At 66.9% G+C, this 18,372-nt stretch carries 18 protein-coding genes and 1 riboswitch; of the genes, 10 read left to right on the top strand and 8 right to left on the bottom strand.

Annotation, left to right across the window (positions count from 1 at the left end; translation table 11 throughout):
• Nucleotides 1–40 precede the first annotated feature (40 nt).
• From ahcY to N0B71_RS05865, 3 genes are all read right to left on the bottom strand, one after another.
• The gene (gene ahcY / locus N0B71_RS05875; protein WP_259757800.1) at nucleotides 41–1,450 is read right to left on the bottom strand and encodes an adenosylhomocysteinase; all 1,410 of its coding nucleotides are present in this window, start codon (nucleotides 1,448–1,450) and stop codon (nucleotides 41–43) included.
• A 23-nt stretch (nucleotides 1,451–1,473) separates the two neighbouring features.
• Nucleotides 1,474–1,585: riboswitch (S-adenosyl-L-homocysteine riboswitch) on the bottom strand.
• Nucleotides 1,586–1,913: 328 nt separating this feature from the next.
• On the bottom strand, nucleotides 1,914–3,137 hold the full coding sequence (locus N0B71_RS05870) for a CaiB/BaiF CoA transferase family protein (protein WP_259757798.1): 1,224 nt from the start codon (nucleotides 3,135–3,137) through the stop codon (nucleotides 1,914–1,916).
• A 134-nt stretch (nucleotides 3,138–3,271) separates the two neighbouring features.
• Nucleotides 3,272–4,453, bottom strand: coding sequence for an acyl-CoA dehydrogenase (locus N0B71_RS05865; RefSeq protein WP_259757795.1), 1,182 nt, complete (start codon nucleotides 4,451–4,453; stop codon nucleotides 3,272–3,274).
• A 223-nt stretch (nucleotides 4,454–4,676) separates the two neighbouring features.
• On the opposite strand from N0B71_RS05865, the gene N0B71_RS05860 reads away from it, so the two are divergent.
• From N0B71_RS05860 to N0B71_RS05840, 5 genes are all read left to right on the top strand, one after another.
• Nucleotides 4,677–5,585, top strand: a complete 909-nt coding sequence (locus tag N0B71_RS05860; RefSeq protein WP_259757793.1) for a LysR family transcriptional regulator — start codon at nucleotides 4,677–4,679, stop codon at nucleotides 5,583–5,585.
• A gap of 150 nt (nucleotides 5,586–5,735) precedes the next feature.
• A complete protein-coding gene (locus tag N0B71_RS05855; RefSeq protein ID WP_311197209.1) occupies nucleotides 5,736–6,143 on the top strand; it encodes an acyl-CoA thioesterase in 408 nt (135 codons plus the stop codon).
• A 193-nt stretch (nucleotides 6,144–6,336) separates the two neighbouring features.
• A complete protein-coding gene (locus N0B71_RS05850; protein ID WP_259757792.1) occupies nucleotides 6,337–7,344 on the top strand; it encodes an ABC transporter substrate-binding protein in 1,008 nt (335 codons plus the stop codon).
• 66 nt (nucleotides 7,345–7,410) lie between these two features.
• Nucleotides 7,411–8,217 carry an ABC transporter permease gene (locus tag N0B71_RS05845; protein WP_259757791.1) on the top strand — a complete coding sequence of 269 codons (807 nt, stop codon included), beginning with the start codon at nucleotides 7,411–7,413 and terminating at the stop codon, nucleotides 8,215–8,217.
• On the top strand, nucleotides 8,217–8,993 hold the full coding sequence (locus N0B71_RS05840; RefSeq protein ID WP_259757790.1) for an ABC transporter ATP-binding protein: 777 nt from the start codon (nucleotides 8,217–8,219) through the stop codon (nucleotides 8,991–8,993). Before N0B71_RS05845 ends, N0B71_RS05840 begins: the two co-directional genes overlap by 1 nt.
• Nucleotides 8,994–8,999: 6 nt before the next feature.
• Here N0B71_RS05840 and N0B71_RS05835 read toward each other — a convergent pair whose 3' ends face one another.
• Together N0B71_RS05835 and N0B71_RS05830 are read right to left on the bottom strand one after the other, a co-directional pair.
• Nucleotides 9,000–9,989: a TPM domain-containing protein gene (locus N0B71_RS05835; RefSeq protein ID WP_259757789.1), complete on the bottom strand. Its 990-nt coding sequence runs from the start codon at nucleotides 9,987–9,989 to the stop codon at nucleotides 9,000–9,002.
• The gene (locus N0B71_RS05830; protein ID WP_259757788.1) at nucleotides 9,986–10,600 is read right to left on the bottom strand and encodes a LemA family protein; all 615 of its coding nucleotides are present in this window, start codon (nucleotides 10,598–10,600) and stop codon (nucleotides 9,986–9,988) included. Before N0B71_RS05830 ends, N0B71_RS05835 begins: the two co-directional genes overlap by 4 nt.
• Before the next feature lie 146 nt (nucleotides 10,601–10,746).
• On the opposite strand from N0B71_RS05830, the gene N0B71_RS05825 reads away from it, so the two are divergent.
• From N0B71_RS05825 to N0B71_RS05815, 3 genes are all read left to right on the top strand, one after another.
• Nucleotides 10,747–11,577, top strand: a complete 831-nt coding sequence (locus N0B71_RS05825) for an EamA family transporter (RefSeq protein WP_259757787.1) — start codon at nucleotides 10,747–10,749, stop codon at nucleotides 11,575–11,577.
• A gap of 100 nt (nucleotides 11,578–11,677) precedes the next feature.
• Nucleotides 11,678–12,064: an MAPEG family protein gene (locus tag N0B71_RS05820; protein ID WP_259757786.1), complete on the top strand. Its 387-nt coding sequence runs from the start codon at nucleotides 11,678–11,680 to the stop codon at nucleotides 12,062–12,064.
• A gap of 146 nt (nucleotides 12,065–12,210) precedes the next feature.
• Entirely contained in the window at nucleotides 12,211–12,678 is a 468-nt protein-coding gene (locus tag N0B71_RS05815) for a c-type cytochrome (protein WP_259757785.1), read from the top strand.
• A gap of 177 nt (nucleotides 12,679–12,855) precedes the next feature.
• On the opposite strand, the gene N0B71_RS05810 is transcribed toward N0B71_RS05815, so the two are convergent.
• Nucleotides 12,856–13,254 (bottom strand): DUF1090 domain-containing protein, encoded by a 399-nt coding sequence (locus N0B71_RS05810; protein WP_259757784.1) that lies wholly within the window; start codon nucleotides 13,252–13,254, stop codon nucleotides 12,856–12,858.
• 149 nt (nucleotides 13,255–13,403) lie between these two features.
• On the opposite strand from N0B71_RS05810, the gene N0B71_RS05805 reads away from it, so the two are divergent.
• Nucleotides 13,404–14,417, top strand: coding sequence for an alpha/beta hydrolase family esterase (locus tag N0B71_RS05805; RefSeq protein WP_259757783.1), 1,014 nt, complete (start codon nucleotides 13,404–13,406; stop codon nucleotides 14,415–14,417).
• Here N0B71_RS05805 and N0B71_RS05800 read toward each other — a convergent pair.
• On the bottom strand, nucleotides 14,414–15,160 hold the full coding sequence (locus N0B71_RS05800) for a metallophosphoesterase (protein WP_259757781.1): 747 nt from the start codon (nucleotides 15,158–15,160) through the stop codon (nucleotides 14,414–14,416). The genes N0B71_RS05805 and N0B71_RS05800 overlap by 4 nt on opposite strands.
• Nucleotides 15,161–15,331: 171 nt before the next feature.
• Between N0B71_RS05800 and N0B71_RS05795 the strand changes: the two genes are divergently transcribed.
• On the top strand, nucleotides 15,332–16,636 hold the full coding sequence (locus N0B71_RS05795) for a ferredoxin reductase family protein (RefSeq protein WP_259757780.1): 1,305 nt from the start codon (nucleotides 15,332–15,334) through the stop codon (nucleotides 16,634–16,636).
• 5 nt (nucleotides 16,637–16,641) lie between these two features.
• Here the strand turns inward: N0B71_RS05795 and ligB are convergent, their stop codons facing one another.
• Complete coding sequence (gene ligB / locus N0B71_RS05790; RefSeq protein ID WP_259757779.1) at nucleotides 16,642–18,309, bottom strand: NAD-dependent DNA ligase LigB; 1,668 nt, start codon at nucleotides 18,307–18,309, stop codon at nucleotides 16,642–16,644.
• Between the last annotated feature and the right edge of the window lie 63 nt (nucleotides 18,310–18,372).

Raw genomic sequence — 18,372 nt, 5'->3', positions numbered from 1 at the left:
GCAAAGAGGGCAGACGATTGCTCGTCTGCCCTCCGGCGCATCAGTAGCGGTAGGTGTCCGGCTTGAACGGGCCTTCCACGGTCACGCCGATGTACTCGGCCTGTTTCGGGGTCAGGCGGGTGACGACGCCACCGAAGCCCTTGACCATCTCCAGGGCCACTTCTTCGTCCAGCTTCTTGGGCAGTACTTCGACGGTCAGACGTTCGGCTTTCTTCTCGGCGGAGAGGTCGGCGTACTTCTGCTCGAACAGGAAGATCTGCGCCAGCACCTGGTTGGCGAAGGAGCCGTCCATGATGCGGCTCGGGTGGCCGGTGGCATTGCCCAGGTTCACCAGGCGACCTTCGGCCAGCAGGATCAGGTAGTCGTCGTTGGCCGGGTCGAAGGCGCCAGCGCCGGTGCGGTGGATCTTGTGCACCTGCGGCTTGACCTCTTCCCAGGCCCAGTTCTTGCGCATGAAGGCGGTGTCGATCTCGTTGTCGAAGTGACCGATGTTGCACACCACGGCGCGCTTCTTCAGCGCTTTCAGCATGCCGGCGTCGCAGACGTTGACGTTGCCGGTGGTGGTGACGATCAGGTCGATCTTGCCCAGCAGAGCGGCGTCAACGCAGGCTTCGGTGCCGTCGTTCAGGCCGTTCTTGTACGGGGAGACCAGCTCGAAGCCGTCCATGCAGGCCTGCATGGCGCAGATCGGGTCGATCTCGGAAACCTTCACGATCATGCCTTCCTGGCGCAGGGACTGAGCGGAGCCCTTGCCCACGTCGCCGTAGCCGATCACCAAGGCCTGCTTGCCCGACAGCAGGTGGTCGGTGCCGCGCTTGATGGCGTCGTTCAGGCTGTGGCGGCAGCCGTACTTGTTGTCGTTCTTGCTCTTGGTGACCGCGTCGTTGACGTTGATCGCCGGGACTTTCAGGGTGCCGGCCTTGAGCATGTCGAGCAGGCGGTGCACACCGGTGGTGGTCTCTTCGGTGATGCCGTGGATGCGCTCGAGCATCTGCGGGTATTTCTTGTGCAGGATCTCGGTCAGGTCACCGCCGTCGTCCAGCACCATGTTGGCGTCCCACGGCTTGCCGTCCTTGAGGATGGTCTGCTCGATGCACCACTCGTATTCCTGCTCGGTTTCGCCCTTCCAGGCGAATACCGGGATGCCGGCGGCGGCGATGGCAGCGGCGGCCTGGTCCTGGGTGGAGAAGATGTTGCAAGACGACCAGCGGACTTCCGCGCCCAGCGCGGTCAGCGTCTCGATGAGGACGCCGGTCTGGATGGTCATGTGGATGCAGCCAAGGATCTTCGCGCCTTTCAGCGGCTGGCTGGCGGCGTACTTGCGGCGCAGGCCCATCAGTGCCGGCATTTCGGACTCGGCGATGATCAGCTCGCGGCGGCCCCAGGCGGCCAGGGAAATGTCGGCGACTTTGTAGTCGGTGAAACCGGCAGGCGTCATGACAGCGCTCATGCTGTAACTCTCCATTCGTTGTCTGCGAATGGGCGCCGTTGATGCGTTTGGCGATCGGCGATGCCGACCGTGACGCGCCCCATCCGAGCCTGACAAGCCGAAGCGAATCGACCTGCTGCAGCGCCCCTCGGACGGGTGGCGGGAACGACCGGGCTGTGCCGGTCGTTAGTGAAGCCTGCGGATTATAGCCATGGCGCCGGACAAGCCAAAGGCTTTTGGTCGCGTTCGCGCAATCGGTCGCGCCCAGGCTCCCCGTCGCGCCCGCGCCAGGGGCCGTGAAAACCCTGGCGCGGGCGTCGTGCGGGGATCGTTGGGCGCCCGCACGGGCGGGCGCCGAATATCGGTCGTAGGGAGCATGAAGCGGCACGCGTCATCCGCCGTTCCGGGCTTCGGAGTCGACGGGCGGCGGATAACACCTGTGGCGTTATTCGCCCTACGGGAGTGTTGCCGTGGAGCGGGAAAGTCAGATCACGCCGCTCTCGCGCAGCTTGCCGATCGCCGCCTCGTCCAGGCCGAGCACGCCTTCGAGGATCTCGTGGGTGTGCTGGCCGAGCGTTGGCGGTGCGTTGCGGTATTGCACCGGGGTCTCGGACAGGCGGATCGGGCTGGCGACCTGCGGCACGCTGCCGGCCAGCGGGTGCGGCAGGTCCACGCGCAGGCCGCGGGCTATCACCTGCGGGTCGGCGAATACCTGCGCCAGGTCGTTGATCGGCCCGCACGGCACGCTGGCCTGTTCGAGCACGGCGATCCACTCGGCGGTGGTGCGCATCACGGTGGCCTGGCGGATCAGCGGGATCAGCACCTCGCGGTGCGCCACTCGCGCCTGGTTGGTGGCGAAGCGCTCGTCGGTGGCCCATTCCGGGTGGCCCGCCACCTCGGCGAACTTGCGGAACTGGCCGTCGTTGCCGACGGTGAGGATGAAGTCGCCATCGGCGGTGGGGAAGTCCTGGTACGGCACGATGTTCGGGTGCGCGTTACCCAGGCGGCGCGGGGGCTTGCCGGTGGTCAGGTAGTTCAGGGTCTGGTTGGCCAGGCAGGCGACCTGCACGTCCAGCAGCGCCATGTCGATGTGCTGGCCGATGCCGCTGACGTCGCGGTGGGCGAGGGCGGCGAGGATCGCGGTGGACGAGTACAGGCCGGTGAGGATGTCGGTCAGCGCCACGCCGACCTTCACCGGGCCGGCACCTTCCTCGGCGTCGGAGCGGCCGGTCAGGCTCATCAGGCCGCCCAGGCCCTGGATCATGAAGTCGTAGCCGGCGCGCTTGGCGTAGGGGCCGAACTGGCCGAAGCCGGTGATCGAGCAGTAGATCAGCTTCGGGTTGAGCGCCTTGAGCGACTCGTAGTCCAGGCCATAGGCCTTGAGCCCGCCGACCTTGAAGTTCTCCAGCACGATGTCGGACTGGGCGGCGAGTTCGCGCACCAGGTGCTGGCCTTCGGGCTGGGTGAAGTCGATGGTTAGGGATTTCTTGTTGCGGTTCGCCGACAGGTAATACGCCGCTTCGCTGGTGTCGCGGCCTTCGGCGTCCTTGAGGAACGGCGGGCCCCAGGCGCGGGTGTCGTCGCCGCTGCCGGGACGCTCGATCTTGATCACTTCCGCACCGAGGTCGGCAAGGATCTGCCCGGCCCAGGGGCCGGCGAGAACGCGGGAGAGGTCGAGGACACGGATGTGCGAAAGGGCGCCGGACATGGAATCACCTGCAACGGGAATAGGGGCGGGGAGGGCGCAGTGCGGGGACGCCACGGTCCTCCCCGGGGCCTCTCGGGCGAGAGGTAGAACGGGCGCCGGCCCGGCTCCCGAGGAAGCCGGCCGGCGCGGGGCGCTTAGAAGAACGCCTGGATGCCGGTCTGGGCGCGGCCGAGGATCAGCGCGTGGACGTCGTGGGTACCTTCATAGGTGTTCACCACTTCCAGGTTGACCAGGTGACGGGCCACGCCGAACTCGTCGGAGATGCCGTTGCCGCCGAGCATGTCGCGGGCCATGCGGGCGATGTCCAGGGCCTTGCCGCAGCTGTTGCGCTTCATGATCGAGGTGATTTCCACCGCGGCGGTGCCTTCGTCCTTCATCCGGCCCAGGCGCAGGCAGCCCTGCAGGGCGAGGGTGATCTCGGTCTGCATGTCGGCCAGCTTCTTCTGGATCAGCTGGTTGGCGGCCAGCGGGCGGCCGAACTGCTTGCGGTCCAGGGTGTACTGGCGGGCGGTGTGCCAGCAGGCTTCGGCGGCGCCCAGGGCACCCCAGGAGATGCCGTAGCGGGCGGAGTTCAGGCAGGTGAACGGGCCGCGCAGGCCGCGCACGTCGGGGAAGGCGTTCTCTTCGGGGACGAACACGTTGTTCATCACGATCTCGCCGGTGATCGAGGCGCGCAGGCCGACCTTGCCGTGGATCGCCGGGGCGGACAGGCCTTCCCAGCCTTTCTCCAGGACGAAGCCACGGATCTGGCCTTCGTCATCCTTGGCCCAGACCACGAAGACGTCGGCGATCGGGCTGTTGGTGATCCACATCTTGGCGCCGGTCAGGCGGTAGCCGCCGTCGACTTTCTTCGCGCGGGTGATCATCGAGCCCGGGTCGGAGCCGTGGTCCGGCTCGGTCAGGCCGAAGCAGCCGATGTATTCGCCGCTGGCCAGTTTCGGCAGGTATTTCTGCTTGGTGGCTTCGTTGCCGAATTCGTTGATCGGCACCATCACCAGGGAGGACTGCACGCTCATCATCGAGCGGTAGCCGGAGTCGATGCGCTCGACTTCACGGGCAATCAGGCCGTAGCACACGTAGTTCAGGCCGCTGCCGCCGTACTGTTCGGGAATGGTCGCGCCGAGCAGGCCGGTTTCGCCCATCTCGCGGAAGATCGCAGGGTCGGTCTGCTCGTGGCGGAAGGCTTCCAGCACGCGCGGGGCCAGCTTGTCCTGGGCGAACTGGTGGGCGCTGTCGCGCACCATGCGCTCTTCTTCGGTGAGTTGCTGATCCAGCAGCAGCGGATCTTCCCAGTTGAAGCTTGCTTTGGCGGCCATGGAAACCTCGAACAGACAATGTAAGGACCCGACAAGTCTAGGCGGGCCAGGTGTGGGCCATCCTAGTCAGCCGTCGGGAAGCCGGGCAACCGACTAATTCGCACGCTGTTGTGCTATTTTCTCACTCCGTAATTGCCTGATTTCCGCTGTGAGCGCCAGTAAGCCTTTAATCAAGGCGTTCTTGGCGACTCCGGTGCATCACGATATTCCGAAGAGGCATTCGATGCGACGCAAGATACCGACCACCGCGGCGCTGGTAGCCTTCGAATCCGCCGCCCGCCACGAGAGCTTCACCAAGGCCGCCGATGAGCTGTCGCTGACCCAGAGCGCCATCTGCCGGCAGATCGCCACGCTGGAGGAGTTCCTTGGCGTCGAGCTGTTTCGTCGCTCGCGACGCGGGGTGAAACTGACCGAGGCGGGGCTCAACTACAGCCGCCGCGTCGCCCAGCGCCTGGACGCCGTGGAGCGCGACACCCTGGCGGTGATGGGCCAGCAGGGTGGCGGTACGCTGGAGCTGGCGGTGGTGCCGACCTTCGCCACCCAGTGGCTGCTGCCCCGGCTCAAGGACTTCAAACGCCTGCACCCGGAAGTCACGGTCAACCTGACCAACCGCACCCGGCCCTTCCTCTTCGCCGACACCGAGTTCGATGCCGCGCTGTATTTCGGCGACGGGGTGTGGTCCGGTACGGTGGCCAACTTCCTCATGCACGAGAACCCGGTGCCGGTGTGCAGCCCGGAGCTGCTGGGCGGGCGCAGGGAACTGTCCGCGGCGCAGATCGCCGAACTGCCGCTGATGCAGCAGACCACCCGGCCCTACGCCTGGCGCCAGTGGTTCGGCTCGCTGGGCATGAGCGTGGCCCACGACATGAGCGGCACCCGCTACGAGCTGTTCTCCATGCTTGCCCAGGCGGCCATGCACGGCATGGGCGTGGCGCTGATTCCGCCGATGCTGATCCAGCAGGAACTGGCCGATGGCCGGCTGATCGTGCCGATGCAACATGCCTATTTGAGCGAAAATGCCTATTACCTGATGATTCCCGAACGCAAGGTGGAGTCGGCCGCCCTGGGCGCGTTCCGCGACTGGCTGGTCGACGAGGCGGCGCGTTACCGCGCCGAAGCCGGCCTCGGCTGAACATCGGCAGCGCGCCGGCATGACTGCGTTGGAACAGGCACTGAGCTACGGCAAGCTGCCGGTCGCCAACCAGGGCCAGACTTGCATAGCCGGCGGGGCTTTCCCCGTCATCGCGCTCACGAGGCGCACCCCTCCCAAGAAGGAGCTTCCATGAATTTCCATACCCGCAAATGGGTCAAGCCTGAAGACCTCAACCCGAACGGCACCCTGTTCGGCGGCAGCCTTCTGAAATGGATCGACGAAGAAGCGGCGATCTACGCCATCGTCCAGCTGGGCAACCAGCGCGTGGTCACCAAGTTCATTTCCGAGATCAACTTCGTCAGCTCCGCGCGCCAGGGCGACATCATCGAGCTGGGCATCACCGCCACCGAGTTCGGCCGCACCTCGATCACCCTGACCTGCGAAGTGCGCAACAAGATCACCCGCAAGAGCATCCTCACGGTCGACAAGATGGTCTTCGTCAACATCGGCCCGGACGGCCAGCCGGCGCCCCACGGCCGCACCGAGATCCTCTACATCAAGGACCAGTTCAAGGACGACGCCATTCCCCAGCCGTGATGGCTGACGCCCACCGGTGATTGCCAGCGTGCCCGGAGCCAAGCCGAACCGCGGCGAAAACCTTTGCATTTGCGTCGATTGAATGTGAGCCTTTGCCCGCCCACGGCGGGCATGGGCCGACGCGAGCTCCCCGCCGCTCCAGCAGCACTCGTTTCCTAGAATGTGTCTGCACAACAACGACCGGGGAGAGACCATGCACACCACCTTCGCCTCCGCACTGCGCCAACTGGCCGTGGCCACCTGCGCCAGCCTGCTGCTGGCCGGCGCCGCGCACGCCGCCGCGATCAAGGCCGACACCAAGCCCGAAGCCGGCACCTTCAAGATGGGCATGCAGCCCTGGCTGGGCTATGGCCAGTGGTACGTCGCCGAACAGGCCGGCGCCTTCAAGGCCAACGGCCTGGAGCAGGTCGAACTGGTCAACTTCACCGAAGACAAGGACATGAACGCCGCCCTGGCCAGTGGCCAGATCGACGGCGGCAACCTCGCCACCCACACCGCCATGGCCATGGTCGCCGCCGGCCTGCCGGTGAAGATCGTCCTGCTGCTGGACCAGAGCACCAGCGCCGACGCGCTGATCGTCGATCCGTCGATCAAGACCCTGACCGATCTCAAGGGCAAGCAGGTCGCCTACGAGGAAGGCACCACCAGCGACATCCTCCTGCACAGCGCCCTGCGCAAGGCCGGCCTGACCCTCGCCGACGTGCAGCCGGTGCCGATGCCCGCCGCCAACGCCGGCAGCGCGCTGATCGCAGGGCAAGTGCCCGCCGCCGTGACCTACGAGCCGTACCTGTCCGCCGCCAAGCAGCAGAACCCCAAGGTCAACCTGCTGTACAAGGGCTCGGATGACCCGGGCATCATCAGCGACGTGTTCGTGGTCCGCGACGAAGTCTTGAAGGAGCGTCCCGGCCAGGTGCTGGCGCTGATCAAGAGCTGGGAAGCCGGCCTGAAACACTTCAACGAGCAGAAGGCCGAAGGCCGCGCCGCCATCGCCAAGGGCGTGGGCGCCGACGAGGCCGAGCTGACCAGCGCCTTTGACGGCGTGCACTTCTACTCGGTGAAGGAGAACCAGGCCGAGCTGAAGGGCGCCTTCCAGAAAGGCTCCTTCGAGCACATCCAGAAGGCCGCCAGCGAAGCCGGCATCCTGCAGCAGCCGGTCACTCCGGCACAGGCCATCGACGCGCGTTTCGTCGAGGCGCTCTGATCCTCTGAAGCACTCCGCGCGCCAGCTCCGAGCCGGCGCGCGTTTTCTCCGTTCGACGAGCCGCACATGAAAGCCCGTAAATCCCACCCGCTGTTCACGATTGGCAAGCCGATCGCACAGCGTCATTTCCTGCTCATCGGCGGCGCCGTGTTCGTCCTGCTGGCGCTGCTCTGGTGGCTGGCTGGCGCCAGCGGCGCGGTGCCGAAGATCTTCCTGCCGGCGCCCGGCGACGTCTGGGCGCGCATGCTCAAGCTGGCCGCCGACGGCACCCTGTGGGCGGACCTGAAGGTCAGCGTGTACCGCATTGCCGTGGCCTTCGTGGTGTCCTCGGCGATGTCCATCGTGATCGGCGTGTTCGCCGGCTGCTATGGCTTCTGGAAGGCCGCCAGCGAACCGCTGGTGGACTTCGTGCGCTACATGCCGGTGGTCGCCTTCGTCCCGCTGACCATCCTCTGGGCCGGTACCAGTGACTTCCAGAAATTCCTCATCATCTGGATCGGCACCTTTTTCCAGCAGGTGCTGATGGTGATGGATGCCATCAAGCGCGTGCCGGCGGACTTCGTCGGCCTCGGCCGCACCCTGGGCATGCCGGATCGCCGCATCCTCCTGAAGATCGTCCTGCCCAGCGCGTTGCCGGGCATCTGGGATGCCCTGCGGATCAGCCTCGGCTGGGCCTGGACCTGGCTGGTGCTGGCCGAACTGGTGGCCGCCACCTCCGGCCTGGGCTACCGCATCACGGTGTCCCAGCGCTTCTTCCAGACCGACACCATCATCGGCTACATCCTCCTGCTGGGCTTCCTCGGGCTGGTCACCGACCAGGCCATGCGCGCCGGCGAGAAGGTCCTGTTCCGCTACAACCGGAGGCGCAACTAATGGCGACCCTGGAAATCTCCGGCCTGAACAAGAGCTTCACGGTTGGCAAGGCGCGCCGCGAGGTCCTGCGCCATATCGACCTGACCCTGGCGGACAACGAGTTCGTCTCCATCGTCGGCACTTCGGGCTGCGGCAAGAGCACGCTGCTGTCCATCGCCGCGGGCCTCGAGGAATTCGACAGCGGCAGCGTGAAGGTGGATGGCGTGCCCATCAATGGGCCTGGGCTGGACCGTGGCGTGGTGTTCCAGTCCTACACCCTGCTGCCCTGGCTCACCGCGCGGCAGAACGTCGAGTTCGCCCTCAAGGCGGCCGGCCTGCCCCGCGCGCAGTGCCGCGAGATCGCCGACGAGCACCTGGCCCTGGTGAAGCTGACGAAGTTCGCCGAGGCCTATCCGAACGAGCTGTCCGGCGGCATGAAGCAGCGCGTGGCGATTGCCCGTGCGCTGTCCTACCGGCCAAAGATCCTGCTGATGGACGAGCCCTTCGGCGCGCTGGATGCCATGACCCGCCACCAGATGCAGGAGTTGCTCACGCGCATCTGGGAAACCCACCGGCTGACGGTGATGTTCGTCACCCACGACGTGGAAGAGGCGGTGTACCTGTCCGACCGCATCGTGGTGATGGGCCTGGGGCCGGGGCGGATCAAGACCACCTTCGACGTGAAGCTCGGTCGCCCGCGCCACGAGGACATGGCCGCCAGCGCCGAGTTCATCGACCTGCAGCGCCAGGTGCTGCGTTCGATCCGCGAGGAAGAACAGGGCGTTTCCGCCCTGTAGGGCAGGTTACCAGCGGCCGGAGGCACCGCCACCGCCGCTGGAGCCGCCGCCGCCCCGGAAGCCTCCGCCACCGCCTCCACCGCCGCCACCCCGGCCGCCTCGGCCGATCGAGCTGAGGATCATCCACAGCAGCTGCAGCACGCCCGAGGTCAGCCACATCGGTGGCAGGAAGAAGATGTACAGCACCAGCGGGATCGAGAAGGAACCGATCATCTGCTGCTGCAAGGCGGCCGGATTGGCTTCGCTGAACAGCAGCACGGCCGAGGCCGCGCTGCCGACCAGTGCACTGCACAGCAGGTAGCGGCCCATGCTGCGCTGGCGCAGCCACTGCACCGGGAACAGCAGGCACAGCAGGGGCACCCCCACCAGCAGGGCGAGCAGGCCGAGCAGGCGCGCCGGCGGGATGTCCGCGGCGGCGCTGGCGTTGTGGTTGGAATAGGCGTCGCTGTAATGCTCGCTCGGGCCGGTCCGTGGAAGCTCGTCGTCGGCACTGTCCGGGGCGGGCGCTACGGCGGGCGGTTCGATCAGCGCGATCAGGCTGTCCACGCCGGCCTGGATGCCGCCGGCGAAGTCGCCGCTCTTGAAGTGCGGGACGATCTGTTCACGGATGATCTGCCCGGCCTGCACGTCGGTGATGGTGCCTTCCAGGCCGTAGCCGACCTCGATGCGCAGCGTGCGGTCGTTCTTGGCGACCACCAGCAGCACGCCATCATCCACGCCCTTGCGGCCCAGCTTCCACTGCTCGAAGGCGCGCAGCGCGTAGGCCTCGATGCTGTCCTCGCCGGTGGTGGGAACCAGCAGCACGGCCAGTTGCGCGCCCTTGCGCTGTTCGAGGGCGGCGAGCTGGTTTTCCAGCTGCGCGCGCTGGGCGGCGTCGAGGGTCTGGGTCAGGTCGGTGACGCGGGCGCTGAGCGGCGGAACCGCGACCGGCGCCGCCTGCAGCAAGGCCGCCCAGCACAGCAGCAGGGCGGCCAGCAGCCAGCGCGGCAAGGTCATTGCGCGGGTTGCGCCGGCGGGTTGCCGAAGTCCACCTTCGGCGCGGTGGAGATGGCCGCTTCGTTTTCCACGCTGAAGTTGGCCTTGGGCTTGTAGCCGAAGATCTTCGCGGTGATCACCTGCGGGAACTGGCGAATCATCACGTTGTATTCCTGCACGGCCTTCACGTAGCGGCCACGGGCAACGGTGATGCGGTTCTCGGTGCCTTCAAGCTGGGTCTGCAGGTTCTGGAACAGCGCGTCGGCCTTGAGTTGCGGGTAGTTCTCCGACACCACCATCAGGCGCGACAGCGCCGAACTGAGCTGGCCCTGGGCCTGCTGGAAGCGCTTGACCGCTTCCGGGTCGTCCAGTTGGTCGGCATTGATCGTGGTGCTGCCGACCTTGGCGCGCGCCTCGGTCACCTGGGTCAGGACGCTGGCCTCATGGGCGGCGTAGCCCTTCACGGCACCCACCAGGTTGGGAATCAGGTCCGCGCGGCGCTGGTACTGGTTGAGGACTTCCGACCAGGCGGCCTTCACCTGCTCGTCGCCGGCCTGCATGGCGTTGTAGCCGCAGCCGGAGAGCAGGGTGACGAGGATGTAACCGGTGAGGAACTTGATCAAGCGGGGCATGGCAGGTGCTCGTGCTGGCGAAAATGCCCAGTCTAGGCCAGTTACCGCTGAGGAGTCAGATGGAAATGTCCGAAATACCCCGTGCTTGCCGGCGACAGGGTGGCTCGGGGTAGAATCAGTCTGGTCTATACCAGGAGTTCGTCTTCGTGCTCGCCACCACCTTGGTGCTGCTCGCCGCCCTGCTGCACGCCACCTGGAACACCCTCGTCAAGTTCAGCAACGACCGCCTGCTGGTGGTGGCCTGCATGGACGTGGTCGGCCTGGCCGCCGCGCTGCTCCTGCTGCCGTGGATCGAGCTGCCGCCGGCCGCGGTCTGGCCCTGGCTGCTGACCGCCGTCGCCCTGCAACTGGTCTACCGGGTGCTGCTGATCCAGGCGTACAAGGTCGGCGACCTGGGGTTGGTCTACCCGCTGATGCGCGGGCTGTCGCCGCTGGTGGTGCTGGCGCTGACCCTGACCTTCGGCGGCGAGCACCTCAGCGACAAGCAGATCCTCGGCATCCTGCTGATCCCCCTCGGCATGCTGTTCCTGCTCAAGGGGGGCGGCGGCTCGACGCTGCCGTGGATCGCCTATCCCACCGTGCTGCTGATGGGCCTGTGCATCGGCAGCTACACCTGGACCGACGGCAACGCGCTGAAGCTCTGGCCTCGGCCAGTGGACTACCTGGTCTGGCTGTCGCTGCTGTCCGGCCTGCCGTTCCCGCTGGTCGCCCTGGTGGGGCGCACCCGGGCCTTTGCCAAGTTCTGGATCAACGACTGGAAGCTCGGCCTGAGCGTGGGCTTCTGCGTGCTGCTCAGCTATGGGTTGGTGCTCTGGGCCATGCAGCTGGGTTCCATCGCCGAGGCCGCCGCCCTGCGCGAGACCAGCGTGCTGCTGGTGGTGCTGCTGGGCATGCGCTTCCTCAAGGAGCCGTTCGGCCTGCCGCGCCTGGCGGCGTGCAGCCTGGTGCTGGCGGGCATGCTGGTGATGAAGCTCTGAGAATTGGCCCGCGCTACGTGCCGGGGTGCCAGGCCGGTCAAGGACCCAGCCTGCATCAATGGCCTAAGCTGCGCGCTTTCCCCTCGACGAGAGTATCGCCATGCCCATTGCCTTCTGGTGCGTCCTGATCGCGATCTTCCTGCCCTACGTGGGCACCAGCATCGCCAAGTTCACCGGCGGCGGCTTCGGCCCGCGGCAGAACCATGACCCGCGCACCTTCCTCGCCACCCTGGAGGGCTACCGCAAGCGCGCCAATGCCTTCCAGATGAATAGCTTCGAGGTGACGCCAGCCTTCGCTGCCGCGGTAATCATCGCCTACGTGGTCAACAACGCCGAACCCGCCACCATCGACCGCCTGGCGATCGCCTGGGTCACCAGCCGCCTGCTCTACCTGATCTTCTACATCGCCGACCTGGCGCTGCTGCGCTCGCTGGTCTGGTTCCTCGGCATGGGCCTGATCATCGCGATCTTCGTGGTGTCGGCCTGACGGTATACGGGCCTGAACGCCGGCTGAACGAAACGTGCGCGGCTGCGGCGGATAGCCGCAGCTTCTGGAGGGTGATCTGGAACATTCGGAAATCGGGGCGGATAATCCGGCGCTTCCGTGTCCGCCTGTCCTACATGAGTTTCCCTATGAAGTTGAAGACCCTGCTCGTTCTGCTGCTTGCCGGCACGGCGCTCGCCGGCTGCCATCGCCAGGACCCCAACTCGCCGGAGTACAAGCGCCAGGCGGTGTTCAAGGAGATGCTCAAGACCAGCGAGGACATGGGCGGCATGCTGCGTGGCCGTATCCCCTTCGATGGGGAGAAGTTCCGCGCCGGCTCCAGCAAGCTCGGTGAGCTGGCCGACAAGCCCTGGCAGTACTTCCCCAGCACCCAGCCGCCGGCCGAGCAGGTGGAAAGCGACGACACCCGCGCCAAGGCGGAAATCTGGCAACGCCAGCTGGAGTTCCAGGCCGATGCCAAGACCTTCGAACAGGCCGTCCGCGCGCTGGGCGAGAACACCCGCAACGCCACGCCGACGCCCGAGGGCGTGCGCAAGGACTTCGCCGCGGTGGAAGACGCCTGCGAAGCGTGCCACAAGAAATTCCGCGCGCTCTGACGCCAGACCTTCTGCGCCGCTGCTTTTCGTAGAAGCGAGCTTGCTCGCGATCAGGCCGCCGGATTAAGCGCGCTGGCGGCCTGTGCTGTCCTGTAGAGGTGCGCCGCGACGCGCTTCGCGAGCAAGCTCGCTCCTACAGACAGCGCGGCCCCTCAGAGGCGGCTCCCGGGCGCGGCCTTACTCCTCTAGATCGCGCTTGGCCTGCTCCAGCTCGGCGCGGGCCTCGGCCAGCTTGTCCTTGCGCTTCTCGATCTTCGCGGCGTCGCCCTTGTTCATCGCCTTGCGCAGGTCCTGCTCGCGCTGGGCGACTTCCTTCTCGGCATCCAGCACGTTCTGCTTGCGTTCCTGCGCCAGACCGGCGTCGGTGCAATAGGTCTTCACCTTTTCCAGTGCGGTCTGCAGCCCGGCGACGCGGTTGCCGTTGCCCTGGGCCTTGGCGTGCTCCAGCTGGGTTTCGAGCGCCGCACGCTTGGCGGCGCAGCCGGTCAGCGGTGGCTTGGCGGCCTCGGCGGCGAGCAATGGGCTTGCGCAGCCGAGGGCGAGAACGGCGGCCATCAGGGCAGAGCTTCGGAACATTTTCAGAATCCTTGGTTACCAAACACTATGACGTTGGAGTCAGCGGCTAGAGTGTGCCATGGAAGGGCAAGGCAGAGGCTGCCCTGGGACAAATGCCTCGGGATCAGGCCGGACTCGCAAGGCCCGCCGGGCGGGCAAGGAGTGGCGGTATGCGGCTGACGATGCGGATCGTGCAGACACTCATCGCGCTGTTGGTGCTGGCGCTGATGGCGGGCGCCTGGTGGTACGTGCCCGGTGAGTTGACGCAGCGGCCTCAACTGAGCGGCAGCAGCGAGGATGCCTCGGTGCGCCAGGGCGAGCGGCGACGCAGCTATGTGCTCTACGTGCCGCGGAAACTGGCCGAGCATCCGGCGCTGCTGGTGGTCCTGCACAGTTCGCAGAGCAACGGCGAGCGCATGCGCCGCGACAGCGGCTACCGATTCGATGCCCTGGCCGACCGCGACGGGTTCCTGGTGCTGTACCCCGATGGTTTCGAGGGACACTGGAACGATTGCCGGCGGGTGGCCGCCTACAGCGCACGGCGGCTGAACATCGACGACGTCGGCTTCCTCTCGCAGATGATCGAACGCCTGCAGCGCGAGCGCGGCGTCGACCCTGCGCGGGTCTTCGCCACGGGCTACTCCAATGGCGGGCAGATGGCCCTGCGCCTGGCCGCCGAAGCGCCGGACAAGGTCAATGGCATTGCCGCGGTGGCTGCCAACCTGCCCGCCGCCGACAACGACGCCTGCCTTCCTGCCGACCGCCCCATGGCCGCGCTGTTGATGAACGGCACCCGCGACCCGATCAATCCTTACGCCGGCGGCCGGGTCACCCTGTTCGGCCTGGGGGATCGCGGCAATGTCCTGGCGGCCGAGGAATCCGCCCTCGCCCTGGCTCGGCGCAATGGCCAGGGCGGCGAGCCGCAGGTGGACAAGCTGACCCAGCCCGGCCCGGTGTGGACGCAGCGGCAGCGCTGGACTGCCGAGGGCCGGCCGCCAGTGGAGCTGGTAACGGTGTTCGGGGGCGGGCATCTGCTGCCGCAGCCGCTGTACCGGCCGCCGCGGCTGCTGGGGCGGGTCGACCCGGAGCTGGATGGGCCCGCGGAAATCTGGCGTTTCTTCAGTGAGCTGTCGCCGAACGAACTGACGCATAACCCACCATCGTCCGGTGAGCTGGCACGCTAGAGATCGATGACCCGGCAAGGGTCGAAGCCGTTGTCCTCGCCGGGATAGCCCCCGGGGTTGGCGACGATGCGTGCGGCGCCGATGCGGTAGTCGAGGCACGTGTGCACATGTCCGTGGATCCACAGGTCGCAGCGTTCAGCCAGGTCGTCGAGGTTCGACGCGAAGGCGGGCGACAGGGCGTCGCCGACGTAATCCGCGGGAATCGAGCGGGGGCTGGGCGCGTGGTGGGTCACCACCACCGTGGGGCCGGCGAAGGGTTGGGCCAGTTCGGCTGCCAGCCATTCGCAGCTGGCATGGCACAGTTCACGGCTCTTGGCCGGCGTGAAGGGTTGGCCGAAGTAATCCACCGAGCTGAATTCCGGCATCAGCAGGTCTGCCTGCTCGTAGGCGAGCGCTGATGCGCGGTCGCCGTAGAGCTGGAAATCCGTCCATAACGTCGCGCCGAGGAAGCGAACGCCCCCCACGACCACCGCATCCTGTTCGAGGAAGTGGATGTTCAGCGCCCGGGCCAGGTTGCGCATGGCCTGGACCAGTTCGGGCAGGTCGGAGTGATAGAACTCATGGTTGCCGGCGACGTAGATGATTTCACTGTCGGGGAATTCCTCACGCGCCCAGTGCAGCCCCTGCAGGTGCTCATGGATGTCTCCCGCCAGTACCACGACGTCCGCTTCGGCAGTAGGAAGCACGCGGTGGCCATTGGGGAAATGTTCGTGGTGAAGATCGGACAGGACTCGCAGACGCATGGCAAACAACTGGTATCTAGGAATGTGCCGAGCATAGCGAAGGACGCGGCCGTTGACATGAGTCATGGCATCGCGGCTCTGCGTCTAAAGACCCTTCTAAATTAAGGGATAATTCAGAAGAACCCGCCAGCTTCCACCTGGGCCGCCGTGTTGGCGCCCTTGGGAGGACTCATGAAAATCATCTGGATCGTATTGTTGGCCATGGCCGCCAGCTTTGGCCTGGCCCTGTGGATCGACCCACCGGCCGCGCTGGACATCTGGGTCGTGCGCAAGCAGGCCATTCTCTTCACCGGCGTTGCGTCCTTTGCGCTGATGTCGCTGATCATGCTGCTGGCGGTGCGCCCGGTGTGGCTGGAAAAGCCCCTCGACGGCCTCGATCGCATGTACCGCGCGCACAAGTGGGCCGGCATCCTGGCCATCGTGCTGGGGCTGCTGCACTACCTGCTGGAATTGGGCGGGCCGCTGCTCGCCAGATTCATCGGCAGACCCGTCAAGGGGCCGCGGGTGGAGACATTCCTCGACGTATTCCGTGGCTCGGCCAAGGAACTGGGCGAGTGGTCGGCCTGGTTGCTGGGGGCGATGCTGGTCATTACCCTCTGGCAGCGTTTCCCGTACCACCTGTGGCGCTACGTTCACAAAACCCTCGCTGTGGTCTATCTGGTGCTCGCCTTCCACGCCGTGGTGCTGGCGCCGGCAGGCTACTGGACGCAGCCCATCGGCTGGCTGGTCGCCTTCTGTGCGCTGGTGGGCAGCCTGTGCGCGCTCTGGTCGTTGACCGGGCAGATCGGCCGCCGGCGCACCCATGAAGGTATCGTGGTGGCGGTCGAGCGCCCCGGCGAGCGCATGCTGGAAGTCACCTGCAAACTCCAGGGCCGCTGGCAGCACCGCGCCGGACAGTTCGCCTTCCTCACCTGCAATCGCCTGGAGGGCCAGCATCCCTTCACCATCTCCAGTGGCGACCAGGGCAACGGCGAGGTGCGCTTCAGCATCAAGGCGCTGGGGGACTACACCCAACGCCTGCAGGACAGCCTGAAGGTCGGTGATCCGGTGAAGGTGGAAGGGCCGTACGGCCGCTTCGACTTCCGCCGCGACAAGGGCGAGCGCCAGGTGTGGATCGCCGGCGGCATCGGCATCACGCCGTTCCTGGCCTGGCTGGAGTCACTGCAGGGGCGGCCCCAGGACTGCCCGGAAGTCACGCTGCTGTACTGCGTGCGCTCCCCGTCCGACGCCATCTACGCCGGTCGCCTGCGCGAGCTGTGTACTGACCTGCCGCGCATCGATCTGCGCGTTCATTACAGCGAGAGCGAAGGCTACCTGCAGGCCGCCGACCTGGGGTTGCAGCCCGGTGGGCAGGGGCGTTGGCCGAGTGTCTGGTTCTGTGGCCCGCAGGCGCTGGCCGAGCTGCTGCGCCGTGACCTGCGCCGCCAGGGCATGCCGAGCGGGCGCTTCCACCAGGAAGCCTTCCAGATGCGCTGAGGCGCTCAGAAACCGCTGATGCCGAGGTCGTGCAACTGCTCACGCAGGTGCGCGACCTCCGGCGCGTTGAAGAAGGCTTGCAGCTGCGCGGCGCGTACCGTGCCGATGCCGGGCAGCTCCTGCCATTGCGCGGTGCTGCGAGCGGCGAGGGCCGACCAGTCTTCACCCGCCGGGTGGGCGGCGGGGAAGGGCGCTCCCAGGGCGCGCAGCCAGGTTGCGAACGAGCGTTGGCGGGCCAGCAGGAATTGTTGGTTCAGCATGGCGGCGCTGCGCTCGCCAAGGCCTGGAACCTGCGCCAGCCGCTCGGGTGTCAGGGTCATCCAATCGAGCAGGCCCTGAAGCAGCCCGGCGTCGTGCAGGCGGCGCCAGGTGCCCGGGCCGACGCCGGACAGCCCCAACCCGTTCTTGCCACCCAGCCACTCCAGGCGCGCGAGAAATTGCTCCTCGCAGCCCGCGGTGGGGCGCCAGCAGGAGAGGGCGTCGTATTGGCCGTCAAGCGGCGCCGATACCTCCGCACGCGTCGGCGAGCGCCAGACCACACCGTCCAGCCGTGGGATGGTCAGCCCGGCGAGGGCGATGGCGACCTGGTCGCCGGGGCGAACGTCGAGGCTGCGCCAACGCTTGAGCGAACCGGCGCCGACGCGCTGGATGGTGCGCCCATCCAGCTCCGCGGGTGCGAGATGCAGCACGGGCGTCACCCGGCCGCTGCGCCCGACCTTGAACTCCACGCGTCGGACCTCGGCCAATGCCTGCTGGTGCGGGTATTTCCAGGCCACCGCCCAGCCTGGCGCCTGGGCACTCCAGGCCTTGCCCGGCGGCCGACGACCCTGGCGAATGACGATGCCGTCGCTGGCGAAGGGCAGGGGGTGGTGAAACCATCGCTCGCGCCAGGCCTCGATGTCCGCCTGGCTGGCGACCGCTTCGGTCAACTCGGCGCTGTCGGCAAAGCCGAGCTGGCGCAGGCGGGCGAGGCGCTGCGGCATTTCCAGCGGGCCATCTGGCAGTTCCCAGACGAACAGGCCGATCTGGGCACCTTCGTCGCCCAGCGTCTTGCGTGCCATCAGCCCGGCGACCTTGCCGCGCGCGCCCGCACCGCCTTGGCGGGCCTGCACGTGCTGCGGCAGGCGCCAGTACAGCTCGCCCTGCAGTACCAGGCGGCCGCGCTCGCCAGGCAGCTGCTTTGGAATGGCGGCAATCCGTTGCGCGTTGGCGGTCCAGTCCTGCCCGGCGGTACCGTCGCCGCGGCTGATGGCCTGGGTAAAGCGTCCATCGCGGTAGACCAGCGTGACTGCCACGCCGTCGACCTTGGGTTGCACCCAGAGATCGCGACGATGCGCCAGCCAGTCGCTCACTGCCTTGGCATCGGCCAGCTTGTCGAGGCCGGTGTGCGCCACCGGGTGGCGGACGTCGCCCGCGCTGCTGGCCAGCGGCGTCTCGGGCACGGCAGCGACGAGGGGGAAGCACGCCTGCCACTGCCGCAGTCGCTCGCGCGCCTGGTCGTAGAGTTCGTCGGTGACGGGGGAGTGGCCGTCCCGATGGTAGGCGTCATCCCATTCCTGCAGTTGCCCGCGCAGGGCGTCGATCTGTCGGGTCGCTTGTTCCGCTGGCCAGTCGGGACAGGCCTGGGCGGCGAAGGCCAGGCAAAGCAGCAGGACGAGAATGAGAGGGGGCATGGCGGGCCTCGGCGCGGTGATGTGCGGGGCAGCCTAGAAGTGCGGCACGGAGGTCGATGCCGA

It is taken from the genome of Pseudomonas sp. GCEP-101 (genome assembly GCF_025133575.1).
GTDB classification, from domain to species: domain Bacteria; phylum Pseudomonadota; class Gammaproteobacteria; order Pseudomonadales; family Pseudomonadaceae; genus Pseudomonas; species Pseudomonas nitroreducens_B.
Note: the sequence above shows the minus strand (reverse complement) of the source record. Positions and strands in the feature narration are given on the sequence as shown.